The 15,576-nt window shown below is 65.5% G+C and carries 17 protein-coding genes and 1 tRNA gene; 9 read left to right on the forward strand and 9 right to left on the reverse strand.

What is annotated here, in order from left to right:
• Positions 1 to 46: 46 nt before the first annotated feature.
• Entirely contained in the window at positions 47 to 1,684 is a 1,638-nt protein-coding gene (locus tag CXR03_RS04395; protein WP_104102178.1) for an ABC transporter permease, read from the reverse strand.
• The gene (locus tag CXR03_RS04400; protein WP_104102180.1) at positions 1,681 to 2,616 is read right to left on the reverse strand and encodes an ABC transporter ATP-binding protein; all 936 of its coding nucleotides are present in this window, start codon (positions 2,614 to 2,616) and stop codon (positions 1,681 to 1,683) included. Before CXR03_RS04400 ends, CXR03_RS04395 begins: the two co-directional genes overlap by 4 nt.
• A gap of 169 nt (positions 2,617 to 2,785) precedes the next feature.
• Here CXR03_RS04400 and CXR03_RS04405 point away from each other — a divergent pair, with 169 nt between their 5' ends.
• Both CXR03_RS04405 and CXR03_RS04410 read left to right on the forward strand, forming a co-directional pair.
• On the forward strand, positions 2,786 to 3,217 hold the full coding sequence (locus CXR03_RS04405) for a LexA family transcriptional regulator (protein ID WP_104102182.1): 432 nt from the start codon (positions 2,786 to 2,788) through the stop codon (positions 3,215 to 3,217).
• Between the two features lie 8 nt (positions 3,218 to 3,225).
• On the forward strand, positions 3,226 to 4,512 hold the full coding sequence (locus CXR03_RS04410) for a Y-family DNA polymerase (protein WP_104102183.1): 1,287 nt from the start codon (positions 3,226 to 3,228) through the stop codon (positions 4,510 to 4,512).
• Here the strand turns inward: CXR03_RS04410 and CXR03_RS04415 are convergent.
• Both CXR03_RS04415 and CXR03_RS04420 read right to left on the reverse strand, forming a co-directional pair.
• Positions 4,509 to 4,829 (reverse strand): PadR family transcriptional regulator, encoded by a 321-nt coding sequence (locus CXR03_RS04415; RefSeq protein ID WP_258073483.1) that lies wholly within the window; start codon positions 4,827 to 4,829, stop codon positions 4,509 to 4,511. The two genes, CXR03_RS04410 and CXR03_RS04415, sit on opposite strands and share 4 nt — an antisense overlap.
• A 56-nt stretch (positions 4,830 to 4,885) precedes the next feature.
• On the reverse strand, positions 4,886 to 5,338 hold the full coding sequence (locus tag CXR03_RS04420) for a hypothetical protein (RefSeq protein WP_146070453.1): 453 nt from the start codon (positions 5,336 to 5,338) through the stop codon (positions 4,886 to 4,888).
• 85 nt (positions 5,339 to 5,423) lie between these two features.
• Here CXR03_RS04420 and arfB point away from each other — a divergent pair, with 85 nt between their 5' ends.
• On the forward strand, positions 5,424 to 5,846 hold the full coding sequence (gene arfB / locus CXR03_RS04425; RefSeq protein ID WP_104102188.1) for an alternative ribosome rescue aminoacyl-tRNA hydrolase ArfB: 423 nt from the start codon (positions 5,424 to 5,426) through the stop codon (positions 5,844 to 5,846).
• Here arfB and CXR03_RS04430 read toward each other — a convergent pair.
• Together CXR03_RS04430 and CXR03_RS04435 are read right to left on the reverse strand one after the other, a co-directional pair.
• Positions 5,843 to 6,745: an NAD(P)-dependent oxidoreductase gene (locus CXR03_RS04430; RefSeq protein ID WP_104102189.1), complete on the reverse strand. Its 903-nt coding sequence runs from the start codon at positions 6,743 to 6,745 to the stop codon at positions 5,843 to 5,845. The genes arfB and CXR03_RS04430 overlap by 4 nt on opposite strands.
• A 321-nt stretch (positions 6,746 to 7,066) precedes the next feature.
• Positions 7,067 to 7,139 (reverse strand) — tRNA-Ala (locus tag CXR03_RS04435).
• A gap of 230 nt (positions 7,140 to 7,369) precedes the next feature.
• Between CXR03_RS04435 and CXR03_RS04440 the strand changes: the two genes are divergently transcribed.
• Positions 7,370 to 7,789: a four-helix bundle copper-binding protein gene (locus tag CXR03_RS04440; RefSeq protein WP_104102191.1), complete on the forward strand. Its 420-nt coding sequence runs from the start codon at positions 7,370 to 7,372 to the stop codon at positions 7,787 to 7,789.
• 37 nt (positions 7,790 to 7,826) lie between these two features.
• On the opposite strand, the gene CXR03_RS04445 is transcribed toward CXR03_RS04440, so the two are convergent.
• Positions 7,827 to 8,378, reverse strand: a complete 552-nt coding sequence (locus tag CXR03_RS04445) for a DUF664 domain-containing protein (protein ID WP_308470573.1) — start codon at positions 8,376 to 8,378, stop codon at positions 7,827 to 7,829.
• A 169-nt stretch (positions 8,379 to 8,547) separates the two neighbouring features.
• Here CXR03_RS04445 and CXR03_RS18115 point away from each other — a divergent pair, with 169 nt between their 5' ends.
• The 5 genes from CXR03_RS18115 to CXR03_RS04465 all read left to right on the forward strand — a co-directional run bounded on the left by CXR03_RS18115 (position 8,548) and on the right by CXR03_RS04465 (position 13,032).
• Complete coding sequence (locus tag CXR03_RS18115; RefSeq protein WP_146068446.1) at positions 8,548 to 8,772, forward strand: hypothetical protein; 225 nt, start codon at positions 8,548 to 8,550, stop codon at positions 8,770 to 8,772.
• A 39-nt stretch (positions 8,773 to 8,811) separates the two neighbouring features.
• On the forward strand, positions 8,812 to 9,567 hold the full coding sequence (locus tag CXR03_RS04450; RefSeq protein ID WP_104102193.1) for an IclR family transcriptional regulator: 756 nt from the start codon (positions 8,812 to 8,814) through the stop codon (positions 9,565 to 9,567).
• Between the two features lie 70 nt (positions 9,568 to 9,637).
• Entirely contained in the window at positions 9,638 to 11,572 is a 1,935-nt protein-coding gene (locus CXR03_RS04455; protein WP_104102194.1) for a heavy metal translocating P-type ATPase, read from the forward strand.
• Between the two features lie 75 nt (positions 11,573 to 11,647).
• Positions 11,648 to 12,643 (forward strand): magnesium/cobalt transporter CorA, encoded by a 996-nt coding sequence (gene corA, locus CXR03_RS04460; RefSeq protein WP_104102196.1) that lies wholly within the window; start codon positions 11,648 to 11,650, stop codon positions 12,641 to 12,643.
• Positions 12,644 to 12,645: 2 nt separating this feature from the next.
• Entirely contained in the window at positions 12,646 to 13,032 is a 387-nt protein-coding gene (locus tag CXR03_RS04465) for an META domain-containing protein (RefSeq protein WP_258073531.1), read from the forward strand.
• A 4-nt stretch (positions 13,033 to 13,036) separates the two neighbouring features.
• Here CXR03_RS04465 and CXR03_RS04470 read toward each other — a convergent pair whose 3' ends face one another.
• Both CXR03_RS04470 and CXR03_RS04475 read right to left on the reverse strand, forming a co-directional pair.
• A complete protein-coding gene (locus CXR03_RS04470) occupies positions 13,037 to 14,146 on the reverse strand; it encodes an alcohol dehydrogenase catalytic domain-containing protein (protein WP_104102199.1) in 1,110 nt (369 codons plus the stop codon).
• A complete protein-coding gene (locus CXR03_RS04475; protein WP_104102201.1) occupies positions 14,143 to 15,495 on the reverse strand; it encodes an MFS transporter in 1,353 nt (450 codons plus the stop codon). Before CXR03_RS04475 ends, CXR03_RS04470 begins: the two co-directional genes overlap by 4 nt.
• Between the last annotated feature and the right edge of the window lie 81 nt (positions 15,496 to 15,576).

Raw genomic sequence — 15,576 nt, forward strand, 5'->3', positions numbered from 1 at the left:
CCGGCCGAAACGGCAGCTAGGGGCAGCCTGCATCCGGGTGCGCTGATCACCCGATCCCGACGTCGCGCCGCCGGAAACCCGTAAAACCCGCCGCGACGAGGACTGCTGCACCCGCCGTCAGAACCGCCAGCGGGGCAGCCTCCGGATCGGCGCTGGGCACCAGCGCCACATGGGCGAGGGGTGACAGGTCCATGGCCCAATCGGGCAGAGCCAGCAGCTGTCCCAGAAAGAGCACAATGGCGCTCCACACCACCGGCGCCCACGCCAGTGCAGCGAGCCGGGGAAACAGACCGTAGAGGGCCACCGCGAGGGACGCCGTCAGTGCCAGGGCGGGCAGGTAGGTGAGGGCGGCCAGGGCCAGCCTTCCGGACCACCCGCCGTCGCCGGTTCCCGCGGCCACTCCCAAACCTGCGCCGAGCCCCACGACGGCGGTCATCAGGACGGTCTGCGCGGTGACAACGGCAAGCCAGGCGCCCAGCAGTCCGGAACGGGAACTGCCGGTGGCGAGCAGCTGCTCGACACGGCCCGCGTCTTCCTCTGCGCGCAGCCGCAGGACGGCCGAGACGCTGAAGATGAGCGGGGCAACGATGACGAAGGAGACGATGGCGGACGCAAAACTGGTGGTCACATCGGCCAGGTCCACGGTGATGAAATCCGCCAGCTGCGGGAGGTCGGAGAATGATTCCTCCAGGGAATTGGCCAGCGCCCCAAAAGCGGCCGCGAACAGGAAAGCGGAGACGGTCCAGGTGGCAAAGGAGCCGCGCAGCAGCCGGCCGGCCAGACCCGCCGGGGAAAGCAGGGCGGGCCTGGCGGTTGCCGGACCGGGCCGGGGCGTCCGCAGCCCGGCGCCAAGGTCCCGCCGCCGGGCCAGTTCCACGGCGAGCACCAGCAGTATTGCAGTGGCCGCAGCCGAGAGGAGCAGCGGCCACCAGCGCAGGTCCACCCAGAGGCGGGTCTGCTGCGGCCAGGCAAGCGGCGAGAACCAGGACAGCCAGGATCCCTGGTTGTTGATGACGTCGCCGATTCCCCGGATCAGGAAGGCGGCAGCCAGAACCGCCATTGCCGTGCCGGTGGCTCCCCGCGCGTGCTCATTGAGCTGGGCGGCAACCGCGGCAACCGCACCGAAAACCATGCCGGTGAGTGCGGTTCCGGCGCCCAGGGCAAGCGAACTGGCAGGGTCCAGGGACGATGTGCCCGCGAGCGCCGCCACAACGGCCGCCCCGACCGCGGCATTGGCGACGGCGACCGTGATGATTGCGGCGGCGGCCGGTGCAAAAGGGCCCACCGGCAGGGCACGGAGCATTTCCATCCGGCCGGATTCCTCCTCCGCCCTGGTATGCCGCACCACGAGGAGGATGCTCATGATGGCGGCGGCCAGATAGAGGTACAAGGAGAGTTCGTTGGCGACCATCGCGCCGAACGTGTAATTCTCCAGTCCAAAGGCCGGTCCGGTCATCATGACCGTGGCCGGGTTGTCCATGAGCGACGCCCGGGCCTGCAGTGATTCCGGGGTGGTGTAGGTCGTCTCGAAAGTGGCCATGGACCCGGCAACTCCTGCGCCGACGGCCAGGGTCCAGACCGGAATAATGATCCGGTCCAGCCTCAGGTGCAGCCGCAGCAATCCGCCGGTGGCAGCCCACGGGTTGCGGAAGGACTGCCGGCGGGCAGTGGGTGGTGCGCTCATTGCGCTGCTCCCGCCTCGTCACCGTAGTGGCGCAGGAACAGCTCCTCCAGTGACGGCGGGGCAATGGTCAGGTTTTGCACGCCGGCTTCGGCCAGCAGTGCCAGGATGCTGTTCACCTGCGCATTGTCGACGTCGAACCGCAGATATCCGTGCTCCGCACTGAGGTTGTGCACCCCCGGTGCAGCGGCCAGCGCGGCCGGATCCGCCGTCGTCGTCGCCGTGACCGTGGACCGGGTGAGGTGGCGCAGCTGGGCCAGGGTGCCGGTTTCCACGTCGCGGCCGGAGCGGATGATGGTGACGGTGTCGCACAGCTTTTCCACCTCGGCGAGGATGTGGCTGGACAGGAGCACGGTACGTCCCTCGCTGCGCAGGTTCCGGATCTCCTCGGTGAACGCGGCCTCCATGAGCGGATCGAGGCCCGAAGTGGGTTCATCGAGCAGGAACAGCTCAGCATCTGAGGCGAGCGCGGCGACCAGCGCCACCTTCTGCCGATTGCCTTTGGAATAGGTGCGCGCTTTCTTGGTGGGGTCCAGTTCAAAGCGTTCCAGCAGCTCGGCGCGTCGTGTCGCCTGCCGCTTCGCGTCCCGGCCCTTCCCGGCGGTCCGCTTGCCGGCATGCAGCCGGGTGAAAATATCGATGGCTTCCCCTCCGGTGAGGTTGGGCCACAGGGTGGTGTCCCCCGGCACGTAGGCGATCCTGCGGTGGATGGCGACGGCGTCTGACCACGGGTCCAGCCCCAGCACCGCGGCGGTGCCAGCGTCAGCGCGCAGCACGCCGAGCAGCACCCGGATTGCGGTGGATTTTCCAGCTCCGTTGGGTCCCAGGAAACCGGCAACCTGCCCTGCCTCCACCGTGAGCGAGAACCCGTCCAAAGCGCGCGTAGAGCCGATGGTCTTGACGAGGTTTGTCGTTTCGACAGCGGGCTGGTTCATGGGAACTCCGGTGGCATGAGACGCGGCCGGGGCCCGTCTTGCGCCCGGTCTGCCCTGGCTGGCAGCAATGTCCACCCAGTCTGCGGCAACTTGCGCCGTTCGCCAAGGTGTTTTCCATGCTCGGTGCTAACCTGTTGGTATTCGAAGGTGTGTTCTAGGGAGGTGTGCGGTGCCCGTGTTTTCCTCCGGCTCCGCGCCGCGTTCCGGCGGCGCGAATGAGCAGCCTCCGGCCCGCGGTTCAACCCTTCCGGCCGGGTTCGCCTCACCAGCCCAGGACTATTACGACGCCGGCATTGACCTGAACCGGCACCTGATCCGTGATGCCACATCCACCTTCATCATGCGGGTTTCCGGCGATGCCATGGACGAAGCCGGCATCAGCGACGGAGACGAGCTGATCGTGGACCGGTCGCTGACGCCCAAAGACGGGTCGGTGGTTGTTGCCGTTCTGAACGGAGAGCTGATCATCCGGCGGCTGCTGTTGACCGGCCAGGGGATCTTCCTGCACGCGGACAGCCCGGATTCAGAAGACATCCGGGTGCCGGATCCCGCGGAACTGTCCGTCTGGGGTGTCGTGACCCGGTGCCTGCACCATGTCTAGGCCGTCTCATGGCTGAGCAGCACCGCATCGCACTGGTGGACGTAAACAGCTTCTATGTCTCCTGCGAGCGCGTTTTTGACCCGAAGCTGGCCGGCATTCCCGTGGTGGTGCTCTCCAATAACGACGGCTGCGTGGTGGCCCGCTCCGATGAGGCCAAGGCCCTGGGCATCAAGACGGGTGAGCCGTGGTTCAAGCTGGCCGAGGCCGCTCCTAAGCTGGGCCTGGTACAGCGCTCGAGCAACTATGAGCTGTACGGGGACCTGAGCTCGCGGGTGATGCAGCTGCTGGCACGCTTCTCCTCCGAGCAGGAGATTTACTCCATCGACGAGTGTTTCCTGCACCTGCACGGCACCGATGACGAACTGCGGACCCGGGGCACTGACATCCGGGCTGCCGTGGCGAAGAACATCGGCCTGCCGGTCTGCGTGGGAATCGGTCCCACCAAAACCCTGGCCAAATTCGCGAACCGGATCGCCAAGCAGAATCCCCACATGGGAGGGGTCTGCAACCTCGACACCCTGGATCCCGCCGTCGTCGACACCATCATGTCCCGCGTGCCGGTCACCGGCCTGTGGGGCGTGGGCGCGCGCAACGGTGTCCGGCTGAATGCGCTGGGCATCCACACCGTCGCGGATCTGCGCGCCGCCGATCCCGCCGCAATCCGTGCGAAGTTCTCCGTGGTGCTGCAGCGCACGGTGCTGGAACTGAACGGCACCGCCTGCATTCCCATGGAAACCGAGTCCGCAGACAAGCAGCAGGTCCTCTTTTCACGCAGCTTCGCGACGCCGGTGACTACACAGGAATCGATGCGCCAGGTCATGAGCCTGTACGCCCAGAAAGCGGCCATTCGACTGGCCAAGGAGGGACAGCTGGCCAGCGTCATGACGGTTTTTGCGTCCACGTCGCGGTTCAGCGGCACTGAAGCATCCTCGCCCTCGGCCACGGTCCGGCTTCAGCGGCCCACCGCGGATCCGCTGGTGCTCACCCGGGCCGCGATTGACGCCATGGATCCCCAGGTGGTGGAGGGTGCCCGGTATGCCAAGGCCGGAATCATGCTCACGGGCCTCTCCCCCGCCGGCGCCGAGCCGGTGTTCGACCTGTTCGATGCCGGACCGGAGCAGAAGGACATCGGGCCGCTGCTGGCGCAGGTCACCGACAAGTACGGCGCTGCCAGCATTGGCCTGGGACTGGCCGGAATGTCCACAGCCAAGCCGGACTGGACCATGGCGCGGAACTTCGCTTCCCCGCGCTACACCACCGAGTGGTCCGATCTGGCGGTGGTGAAGGCGGTTTAGCGGCCAGTTTTCCTGCCGGCTCCAGGGTCCGGAAATTCGATCAGGCTGGCGGTGATTCCGGCAAGGAATTGCGACCCCAAGTCTGTCAGGGAGATCTCCTTGCGCTTTGCCCCGGTGCGCGGGACATCGACCTCCGCACTGTGCAGGAGACCGGTGTCCTGCAGCCTTTTCAGGGTGCGGTAGAGACTGCGCTCGGTGATCTCCCAGCCGGTGCTTGCTGCAACCTCTTCTGCAACCCTGGCCACCGTCACCGGCTGACGCTCGGCCACTGCCCGCAAAACCACCGGCGTCAGCATCGATTTCTTGTAGGTCTCCACCCAGGATTCAACCCGGGCTTGAACCCATTCCTGTTCCTCAACGGGTCGGGCCACGCTCAGTCTTCCCATCCGCGGCCCAGCACGACGCCGGCGAGGTGGACGAGGAGCCCGGCTCCCCAGGCGGCACTCATCACGAGCGTGGCGCCGAACCAGGGGGTGGATAGAAGCTCATGGGCCGCGGCGCCGTCGGCTCCGCCGGCCGAACCCAGCGAAAGCGCACGGATGACGGCGTGCAGGTTGAAGGATGCCGTTACGGTGACAAAAGCGAGGGTGTGCGCAATGGCCAGGCCAAAGCGGATCTTGGTGAGTTTGCGGTAGTTGCGCCAAAACCAGACGGCAATTCCGGCTGCAACCAGGGCAGTGAGGATCCCGGCGAGAAGGGTGATGTCTCCTCCGGTGAAGGCGATCGCGGCTTGGACGCCCGCCATGGCGGCGACCAGAACCAACAGATACGGCAGGAGCACGGTGCGTGCATTGACGGTTGGTTGAGGCAGGGTGTTTGTAGTCATGGGTGGCACTGTACCAATGGGACACTACCGATGGAAGAGTACTTTTCACGGTGCTTCCCCGGCTAACCCATGCGAGGCTGGGGGTATGGACTTGATGGTGTCGCCCGCGCTCACGATTCCCGCATCGGAACTGAGCTGGCGCTTCTCGCGCTCGTCCGGTCCCGGCGGGCAGCACGTCAACACCTCCGACAGCCGGGTAGCACTGTCCTGGAATGTGGCAGCCTCGACGTCCCTGACCGATACCCAGCGGCAGATCCTGCTTCGGCGCCTCAAAAGGCACCTGATTGCCGGAACCGTCACCGTCACCGTTTCGGAACAGCGCTCCCAGCTGCGCAACCGGGAGATCGCCCTCACCAAGCTTGCCGAGATGGTGGCAGACAGCCTCGCCCCGGAGGCAGCAGCCCGGCGGAAAACCAAACCCACCCGGGGCTCAAACTACCGGCGCCTCGACGCCAAGAAGCAGCGCTCCGCCACCAAGCGTCAGCGGCAGCGCCCGCCGTCCGATTAGCCGGCTGCGCCGTCGTCCTTCCGAAGGGCCTTTCCATCGGCATCCAGGTAGTCACGCCACGAGCGCTTGGGCTGCCAGCCGAGCATCCGCTGGGCCTTGGCGCTGGAGATGCCTGAAGCGTCGGGCCGGTCAAGATCGCGCAGTTCGATCTGGTTGCCGTAGTACTTCGTCAGCACCTCCGCGAAGTCATGGCCGCCCGCGTTGTCCGGTGAGGCGATGTAGAAGACTTCGTGTCCGGGCAGGTCGGACTCGGCGGCGAGGACAATGGCGTCAGCCAGGTCATACACATCGATGTAGCTCCACAGCCCGGGGCTGAGCACCGAAGCGTCGCGGATCTGCGGGCCCAGATTGTTTTCGTAGTTGCCCTCGAACTGCACCCAGCTGGGCCGGATGGAGATGCACCGGATGTCGGACCGGGCAACAGCGGCGTCCATGAGCTGCTCACTAAAGTGTTTGGCGAGCGCGTAAGGGTCCTGCGGGTGGATCGGGTGCTCTTCATCCACGGGAGCGTACTCCGGAAGGAAATCACGTTCCGGGAAAAAGAAGCCGGGCACCGTTTCGCTGGAGATGAAGACAAAACGCCGAACGCCGAAGCTGACGGCGGCCTCAAGGACGTTGAAGGTGGACATGAGGTTGTTCTGGAAGACAACCTGGGGAGCATGGCCCGTGGGCTCGGGGATGGCGGCGATGTGCACGACGGCGTCGACTCCGTGCACGACGGCGTACGCCTGCCCGGCATCCGTGAGGTCGGCCATGACGTAGCGGGGCGTGCCTTCCGGCTTCCGTTCGTAGCTTGGCCTGCTGAGATCGGTGGTGATGACTTCGTGCCCGGCGGCGATCATTGCCTGGGTGGCGGCGCGTCCGACTTTTCCGTGGGCTCCGGTGATGAGGACTTTCATGGTTGCTCCTTGGATGTGATGCAGGTCGGATCTGTGCTGTCGGATTCATTGCACGTCCGGATTCATTGCACGTCGCCCGAGTATAGGGCAAGGAATCGTGCGGGACTCAGCCACATGGCTGTGGGACACGCCTTATAAAATTGGGGATATGCCCCGAACCGATGCAATACAGGTTCGACCCTGGGAGTCTGGCCAAAAAGAGTCCTCCCAAGCGTCCTCCCTCATCAATTACTGAAAGGAAGGCCGCGAGCACCCTCTTTGCCGACACAGAAAGGGGCCCGCTTTCCTTTGGAACAAGGAAAGCAGGCCCCTTCAAAACTGTGGAGCTTAGGGGAATCGAACCCCTGACCTTTTCATTGCGAACGAAACGCTCTACCAACTGAGCTAAAGCCCCAGTCCGGCCAAAGCCGGACAACCCCGAGGGGCATAACCCCGATTCTAGACCCGGGCACAGGTTCATAGGCAAATCGCCGCAGTGTTCTGGCCCCCCGCAGTGCCTCTGGCCGCTCACGCTCTGGTTCGGTCTTCCGGCGCAGGGCTATCCTGACAGCCCGGGCCGCAGCATCCCCGGCCGCACTCCCGGCGAAACCGCACCGATCAGCGAACGCAACAAGGAGCAGTGCCATGAGCCTCATCGAATCCATCCTCAGTGAACGTCCCGACGGCGCCGGAACGGACCTCGAGGCCGTCTCCACCTGCGTCATTGCCTGCTTTGACTGCGTACAGGTCTGCACCGCCTGCGCCGACGCCTGCCTCAGTGAGGACATGCTCGGCGACATGGTGGAATGCATCCGCAAGGACCTCAACTGCGCCGACATCTGTGCTGCCACCGGCACCGTCGTAGCCCGGGTTGGAACCCGGTACGCCGGCTATCCGGACAGCACGTCAGCACTACTGCGTGCGTGCGCGGCGGCCTGCCGCCAGTGCGCGGAAGAATGCGCCCAGCATGCCGCCGAACACGGACACTGCCGGATCTGTGCGGAGACCTGCCGCCGCTGCGCCGCCATGTGCGAAGAACTCCTGGTGGTTATGTCCCGCAGCTGATCAGCGCGCAATAAACAACGACGACGTCGGCCGACGGCTACAAACCCTCCGCCACCGCCATCCCGCGAAGGTAAGCGGCCTGGCCCACGTGTTCCAACCCGTCACCGAGGATGCTGATCAGCCGTACCCCGAGGGTCACTGGCGGATCCCAGGCGGTGTCCACCACTTGGTCCAGGTCCTGTCCGGAAAGTCCGGAAACAAAGGCGGCCGTGCGTGAATGCACCGCCTCGTAGTAACCCACCAGCACATCGGCTGAGTGAACCTGTACGGCCGCCACCTGCTCTGAGTTGTGGCCGTATCCTGTGTCTTCGACCGCAAGCGGAAGCCCCACCCGCCCGTACCATCCCTCCGCGGTCCACGCCTGTTCATGCCCGGCCAACGGAGCAATCTGGGCATCCTCGCCCCGGGCCAGATGCCAGATCAGCCACGCGATGGAGTTGCCCTGCGGATAAGGCCGGTGGTTCAGTGCGCCCGCGTCCAAACCGTGGGTGGCGCTTCGGACCGCCTGGGGAAGCCGGCCAAAGGCGTCAATGAGGAGCTCGCTCTGTTCCATGTCGGTACTCCAGTCGTAGAGAGGAAAAATTGCCACGCCGATAAACCACAGAAGAAGTGCAGCGGCGGCGCCCGGCACACAGGATCGCCGCCATCATTTCACGGGTGCACGCGCGGGGATAGAGCAGCGGCATTGACGGATGCGGCTGAGAAAAAAGCCACTCCCAGCCGGGTGCAAACGGTCCGGACAGGCTTAACCTTGCCGCATGAGTTGGACCGACGAGCGTCCTCCGTGGCTTCCGCCCCTCCCCTCGCCCAACCGCGGACGTATCCGCATAGTGGTGGGCATGACCATGGTCATTGCCTGCATGCTGGGCATCCTGGTGGTCGCCTTTCTGGGCGAAACCCTGAGCATGTACACCTGGTGGCCGCTGGCCGGCGGGCTCGCCTTCCTCATGTCCGGCCTGCTGAGCCGCCGCCGAATGCCCTAGCTTCGGCCGGCCCCGGCCGTGTCATCCTAAGATGGCTCCATGACTGAACCCTCCGGCCCCGACGGCGCATCCGCATCTGCCCCTTCCCCGGGGGCCGGCGGAGCCGGATCCTTATCCCAGACCCTCTCGCGCGGCCTGCACGCCCTGGAACTGCTGGCGGAGGCGGAGGCGCCCATGACCATCGCTGAACTGTCGCAGAGCCTCGGCGTCCACCGTTCCATCGCCTACCGAATCCTGCGCACCTTGGAAGCGCATTCGCTGGTAATGCGCGACGACGCCGGCCGGGTGGCGACGGCGCCCGGCCTCGCAGCGCTGGCCCGCGGTGTATCGCGGGACCTCCAGACGGCGGCACTGCCCGAGCTGACGGTCCTGGCCGAAGAACTCTCCATGACCGCTTTCGTGGCCGTGTGGGACCAGCACGACTGCGTCACGCTGGTGACAGTGGAACCGCGACACAGCCGCACGGCACTGGTCCAGCGCCCGGGAACCAGGCACTCCTTCGCTTCCGGAGCGCCGGGCATTGCCATCCAGTCCGCCGTGGGCGAGGAACAATGGGCCAAGTTGGCCCCCGGGCAGCCCTACCGGCCGGAATCCACTTTGGCGCGAGCCCGGGGCTATGCGGTCAGCCACGACGAAGTCATCGGCGGAGTCTCCGCCGTCGCGTCTCCCATCACCGTTTCCGGGCAGCTGCCGGCGGCCGTGTCGGTGGTGTACTTCGGCTCCGGCAGGGATGAAGAAACACTGGGCCGGCGGCTGGCAGAAACGGCGCGTTCGATCACCGCACGGATGAACTAATCCGGCCTCGGAGTTAGGCAAGCCATCTCTTGCTGGCGGGGGTCCTTGCGGCAGGCCTATAACGGGAGACATGAGAGTTCTTCGTGCAATCCGGAGGTACCCGGTGGTGGCGGCAACCATGGTCGTCGGCGTGGTGGTTTTCGCGCTGCTGGGCGCCCATCTCAATACCCCCGCCGCATGGATCGCCTCACTTTTCGCGCTGCTGATCGCCGCTGTCACCAGCGTCCGCATGATCCGTGACATCCTCCGCGGTCATTGGGGCCTGGATATCCTGGCCGTGGTGGCCATCCTGTCCACCGTGGCGGTGGGGGAATACGTCGCCTCCCTGATCATTGTGCTGATGCTCTCCGGCGGCGAGGCGTTGGAAGACTACGCCGCCGGGCGGGCGCGCGGGGAGCTGGATGCCCTTCTCTCACGGGCACCGCAGGCGGCACACCGGCTGCCGCCGAATTCCCAAACACCTCAGGACATCCCGGCAGGTGCGGTGGTCCCGGGCGATGTGCTGCTGATTAAACCGGCTGAACTGGTTCCGGTGGACGGCGTCCTGCTCAGCCCGGAAGGCAGTTTTGATGAATCCTCCCTGACCGGCGAACCCCTGCCGGTGACCATCACCGAAGGACAAACAGTGATGAGCGGCTCGGTCAACAGATCGCAGGCTGCGCTGATCCGGGCCACCGCGGCCACGGAGGACAGCCAGTACCAGCGAATCGTCGCCCTGGTGCGCGAGGCCGCCGAGTCCAAGGCCCCGGTGGTCCGGCTTGCCGACCGCTTTGCCGTCCCGTTCACTGTCTTCTCCCTCCTCCTTGCCGGCATTGCCTGGTGGGTGAGCGGGGAGCCGGTCCGGTTCGCCGAGGTGTTGGTGCTGGCCACTCCGTGTCCCCTGCTGATCGCCGCACCGGTGGCCTTCATGGGCGGTATGAGCCGGGCCGCCAAGGACGGCATCATCGTCAAGGGCGGGGCAACCCTGCAGCAGCTGGCCGGAGCCCGCAGCATTGCTTTCGACAAGACCGGCACGCTGACCTATGGAAAGCCCGAGCTGACAACTATTCAGCCCGCTTCCTCCTTCGCAGCCGACGACGTGCTGCGGCTGGCTGCCTCGGCCGAGCAATACTCGTCCCATGTGCTGGCCGCCGCCGTGCAGAATGCCGCCCAGGAGCGCGGGCTGCAGCTGAGCCCGGCCACCACCGCTTCCGAGGTTGCGACCAACGGCGTGCGCGCCGTTGTGGATGGCCACACGGTCCTGGTGGGCAAGCGCCGCTTCGTTGCCGCCGAGGCTCCCGACACCGGAGACGGCGGTGAAACGAAGGCCGGCGCACCCGGCGCCGGGCAGCTCAGGGTTTACGTGGCGGTGGACGGACGCTTCGCCGGCACCCTCCTCCTCAGTGACACGCCGCGGCGGAACGCAAAGGCCACCCTGGAGCAGCTTGCCCGGCTCGGCCTGGAACCGCCCGTGATGCTCACCGGGGACGGCCGCGCTTCTGCTGAAAGCGCCGCGGCGGCTTTGGGGATCCAGCAGGTCCATGCGGAGCTCCTGCCCGAGGACAAGGTCCGGCTGGTGGCAGCGATGCCGTCGCGCCCGGTCATTATGGTGGGCGACGGCGTCAATGACGCACCTGTGCTCGCTGCCGCCGACGTCGGCATTGCCATGGGCGCACGCGGTTCCACTGCCGCCGGGGAATCGGCTGACGCAGTGATCGTGGCGGATGACATTTCCAAGGTGGCCGACGCCGTCGTCATTGGCCGGCGAACGATGCGAATTGCCCTGGGCAGTATCTGGCTGGGCATCTCGCTCAGCGTCGGGCTGATGCTGGCCGCCGCCTTCGGATTCATCCCCGCAGTGGCCGGAGCCCTGATCCAGGAGCTCGTGGACCTGGCCGCCATTCTCAACGCGCTGCGCGCCGTGGGCGGCGGATCCGCCGCAGCCCGGCCGCTGGGCCGGATCGACGGCGCCGCGGAAGTCTCCCGGCGTGGTGCCGGGAACGGTTCAAAACTGAATTCCGCGTAACAGCAGGGATAATGAACTTTTGTCCGCGCCGCACCTGCCCGCGGGCGGCAGCAGCCAACAAACGGAGGGACGTCCATGACACTGATCGACAACGGGGTGTATGTGGACGGAAAGCGCCAGCACACACCGGACAGTCTGGATGAAACGTTCGAGCTGACCCGCACTTCCGGCGGCATGGCCTGGATCGGTTTGTACCGCCCCGACGACATTGAGCTGTTGGCCGTCGCCGAGGAATTCGGATTGAACCTGCTGACCGTGGAGGACGCGCTTGCGGGCCACCAGCGGGCCAAGCTCGAGCACTATGACACCACGCTGTTTACGGTCCTGCGGCCGGCCCGGTACCTGGACGACGTCGAACGCGTCGAGTTCGGCGAGCTGCACCTGTTTGTGGGCCCCAACTTTGTAGTGACGGTGCGGCACGCCGAATCCCCTGACCTGGGCCGCGTCCGGAAGCGGCTGGAACAGGAACCGGACCTGCTGGCCCTCGGTCCGCATGCCGTGCTCTACGCAGTCCTGGACCAGGTGGTGGATGAATACGCACCGGTGGCGGCCGGGCTGGAGAACGACATCGATGAGATCGAGGACCAGCTCTTCGGCGGCGATGTTGAAGTATCCCGGCGCATCTATGAGCTCTCCCGCGAAGTCATCCAGTTCCAGCGTGCCATTGCACCGCTCGAAGGCATGGTGGGAACCCTGCGGAGCAACACCGGAGAGTTCGGCATTCCGGATCAGCTGCAGGACAATCTGGGCGACGTCCTGGACCACGTCCTGCGTTTGATCGACCGGGTCAACGCCTACCGTGCCCTGCTGGAGAACGCCCTGAACCTCTCCTCCACCCTGGCCTCGAACCGTCTGGCGGAAACCTCCATTGCGCAGAACGAGCAGGTCAAACGCATCTCCTCCTGGGCTGCCATCCTGTTTGCTCCCACCCTGATTGGGGCCATCTACGGCATGAACTTCGAAAACATGCCCGAACTGTCTTGGGAGTGGGGGTATCCCTTGGCCCTGGGCGCCATGGTCGTCATGGCGGCAGCTCTGTATCTGACCTTTAAGAGGAACAAATGGCTGTGAGCATGCGACGCCGCCCTGCAGCGCCGCTTCGGACCGCGCTCATGCTGGGTGCTGGGCTGGTGGCGGCCGGACTGTCGTCCTGCGCTGACTCTGCCGGAACACCTTCCTCCTCCGTTGAAGGCAGCTGGGGTAACACCGAGGATTCCGGCATGCCGTCCCTGGTGTTCGAATCCGGCGGCCGGTTCAACGGCACCGACGGCTGCAACACCCTAATGGGCCGCTGGGACCAAAAAGGTTCCGCGGTGGAACTGAAAGACGTGACCTCCACCTTGGTGGGCTGCATCGGCGTCGACACGTGGCTGTCCGGTGCGGCCACCGCCGAGGTTGACGGCGAAACTCTCGCGCTGTTCAACAACGACGGCGACCCCATCGGCACGCTTCAGCGCTAAGGAATCACTCCCCGTCAAAATGGATAATCTGGCGCAGGGCACGGCCCGCGGCCAGATCATCCATGGCAGCGTTGATGTCCTCCAGCGGAATCCGGGCCGACACCAGCTTTTCCACCGGAAGCCTGCCCTGCCGCCAGAGGTCCGCGAAGATGGGCACGTCCCGGGAAGGAACGGCTGATCCCAGATAGCTGCCGATGATGGTCCGGGCCTCAGCCACCAGGGTGAGCGGTGAAATCTGCGCCAGGGCCGTCGGAGCCGGCAACCCCACGGTAATGGTGGTGCCGCCGGGCTCTGTGAGCGCCACAGCTGCCTCAAAGGCCCGGGCATTGCCGGCAGCTTCCACCACGGTGGGCGCCGTGATGCCAAGCTCCGCAGCAGCCGCCGGCGTGTAGGCCTCCGCAGCGCCCAGGGCCTGGGCCTGCCCCAGCTTTTCCTCATTCGCGTCGATCCCAATGACCTCGGCACCGAGGGCGCGTGCCGTGAGCAGGGCAGCCATTCCCACACCGCCCAGCCCCACCACCATCAGGGTGTCCCCCGGCTCCGGTTTGGCCAGGTTGAGCACGGCTCCGCCGCCGGTCAGCACGGCGCAGCCCAGCAATGCGGCGACCTCCGGCGGCACATCGGCTCCCACCTTCACCACCGACCTCTTGTCCACGACGGCGTGGGTGGCGAATCCGGAAACGCCCAGGTGATGCAGCACGTCTTCGCCGCCGCGGTGCAGCCGGACCTGTCCCGACAGCAGGGTTCCCTTGGTGTTGGAGGCGGTTCCCTCAGTGCAGGGAAGGAGCCCGTTGGACCGGCACCCGCGGCATTCCCCGCACCGGGGAAGGAACGTCATGACAACGCGGTCACCGGGCACCAGTTCCGTCACGGTATCCCCGACACTTTCCACAATGCCGGCGGCCTCATGGCCCAGAAGCATGGGCACCGGGCGCACCCTGTCGCCGTTGACCACGGACAAATCCGAATGGCAGATCCCGGCGCATTCGATCCGGACCCGGATTTCATCGCCGGCTGGCTCATCCAGTTCCAGGTCACAGATGGTCAGTGGCTTGGAATCCGCGTAGTTGGGTGTTCTGCCGATCTCCTCGAGCACCGCTCCCCGGATTCTCACCGCTTGTTCTTGTGCACTTCATCGACATGCAGGTCAGCGCCCCGGGTTTCCTTCACCATGCTCGCCGCAGCGAAGGAGATGACGCAGAGCACCATGATGTAGATGCCGATGGACGGCGACCATCCGGTTTCATTGAGCAGCATCTGCGCGATGGTGGGAGCAAAGGCGCCGCCGAGGATTGCACCCAGCGCATAGCCGATGGACACCCCGGAGTACCGGACCCGGGCGGGGAACATCTCGGCGTACAGCGCTGACTGCGGGCCGTAGGACAAACCGAGCCCAATGGTCAGCACAAAGATGGCGACGGCGAACAGGACGATGTTGGCGGTGTCGATGAGCAGGAACATGGGGACGGCCCAGAGGAACACCCAGGCGTAGCCGATCTGGAAGGTCCGGATCCTGCCGATCCGGTCCGAGAGGATCCCGCCGTACATGGTGAAGATCAACCAGCCGAAGGACCCCAGCGTGGTGGCCAGCAGCACTGAGGGGCGGTGCATCCCCAGCCCGCCGGCCTCGGCTTTGCCTGTGGCATAGGAAGCGAAAAATGCGATGACCAGGTATCCGGCGGCGTTGTTGGCAATGAAGATCAGGGCGCTGAGGACAACTTCGCGGGTGTTGTGCTTGAACAGCTGGGCCAGCGGCGCGGAGGATTCCTTCTTGCGCTCCTGGATTTCCAGGAAGACCGGACTCTCATCCACGGACCGGCGGATGAAGTATCCCACCCCGATCAGCACCACGGAGAGCAGGAAAGGAATGCGCCAGCCCCAGGACAGGAACTGCTCTTCAGTGAGGCTGGTGCTCAGCACGTACATGACGAACGTCGCCAGGATCATGCCGATCGGAACACCGATCTGCGGATAGGCGCCGAAGAGTCCGCGCTTATTCACTGGTGCGTGCTCCACGGACAACAGGGCCGCACCGCCCCACTCGCCGCCCGCCGAGAAGCCCTGCAGGATGCGCAGCAGCACCAGCAGGATGGGAGCCGCAACGCCGATCTGGGCGTAGGTGGGAACGAGCCCGATGAGTGCCGTCGAAGCACCCATCATCAGCAGGGTGAAGACGAGCATTTTCTTGCGGCCGAGCTTGTCACCGAGGTGCCCTGCGACAACGGCGCCCAGCGGCCGGAACAGGAAGCTGATGCCGATGGTTGCGAAGGACACCACCTGTCCCAGCGGTCCTTCGCTGACCGGGCCGAAATAGAGCGTTGCCAGGACCAGGCCCGCTGCCTGGGCGTAGATAAAGAAGTCGTACCATTCGATGGTGGTGCCCACGAGGGTTCCCGCGAGGACCTTGCGTTCCTCCCGTGACATCTTGCCGGCGGCGGGGGCTCCCGCGATGCTGCTGCTCATGAAAACTCCATTGTTCATCCGAGGGCTGGAATAACTGAAAGAACGTTCGGTATGCACCTTGCGGATAAGATACCGGAATTG

Source organism: Arthrobacter sp. 08Y14 (assembly GCF_002929455.1).
Lineage (GTDB): Bacteria > Actinomycetota > Actinomycetes > Actinomycetales > Micrococcaceae > Arthrobacter_B > Arthrobacter_B sunyaminii.

Excerpts from the sequence above, each read along its gene's own strand:
- CXR03_RS04395 (WP_104102178.1), bottom strand. The coding sequence starts at position 1,684 with ATGAGCGCACCACCCACTGCCCGCCGGCAGTCCTTCCGCAACCCGTGG.
- CXR03_RS04400 (WP_104102180.1), bottom strand. The coding sequence starts at position 2,616 with ATGAACCAGCCCGCTGTCGAAACGACAAACCTCGTCAAGACCATCGGC.
- CXR03_RS04410 (WP_104102183.1), top strand. The coding sequence starts at position 3,226 with ATGGCTGAGCAGCACCGCATCGCACTGGTGGACGTAAACAGCTTCTAT.
- CXR03_RS04420 (WP_146070453.1), bottom strand. The coding sequence starts at position 5,338 with ATGACTACAAACACCCTGCCTCAACCAACCGTCAATGCACGCACCGTG.
- arfB (WP_104102188.1), top strand. The coding sequence starts at position 5,424 with ATGGACTTGATGGTGTCGCCCGCGCTCACGATTCCCGCATCGGAACTG.
- CXR03_RS04430 (WP_104102189.1), bottom strand. The coding sequence starts at position 6,745 with ATGAAAGTCCTCATCACCGGAGCCCACGGAAAAGTCGGACGCGCCGCC.
- CXR03_RS04440 (WP_104102191.1), top strand. The coding sequence starts at position 7,370 with ATGAGCCTCATCGAATCCATCCTCAGTGAACGTCCCGACGGCGCCGGA.
- CXR03_RS18115 (WP_146068446.1), top strand. The coding sequence starts at position 8,548 with ATGAGTTGGACCGACGAGCGTCCTCCGTGGCTTCCGCCCCTCCCCTCG.
- CXR03_RS04450 (WP_104102193.1), top strand. The coding sequence starts at position 8,812 with ATGACTGAACCCTCCGGCCCCGACGGCGCATCCGCATCTGCCCCTTCC.
- CXR03_RS04455 (WP_104102194.1), top strand. The coding sequence starts at position 9,638 with ATGAGAGTTCTTCGTGCAATCCGGAGGTACCCGGTGGTGGCGGCAACC.
- corA (WP_104102196.1), top strand. The coding sequence starts at position 11,648 with ATGACACTGATCGACAACGGGGTGTATGTGGACGGAAAGCGCCAGCAC.
- CXR03_RS04465 (WP_258073531.1), top strand. The coding sequence starts at position 12,646 with ATGCGACGCCGCCCTGCAGCGCCGCTTCGGACCGCGCTCATGCTGGGT.
- CXR03_RS04475 (WP_104102201.1), bottom strand. The coding sequence starts at position 15,495 with ATGAGCAGCAGCATCGCGGGAGCCCCCGCCGCCGGCAAGATGTCACGG.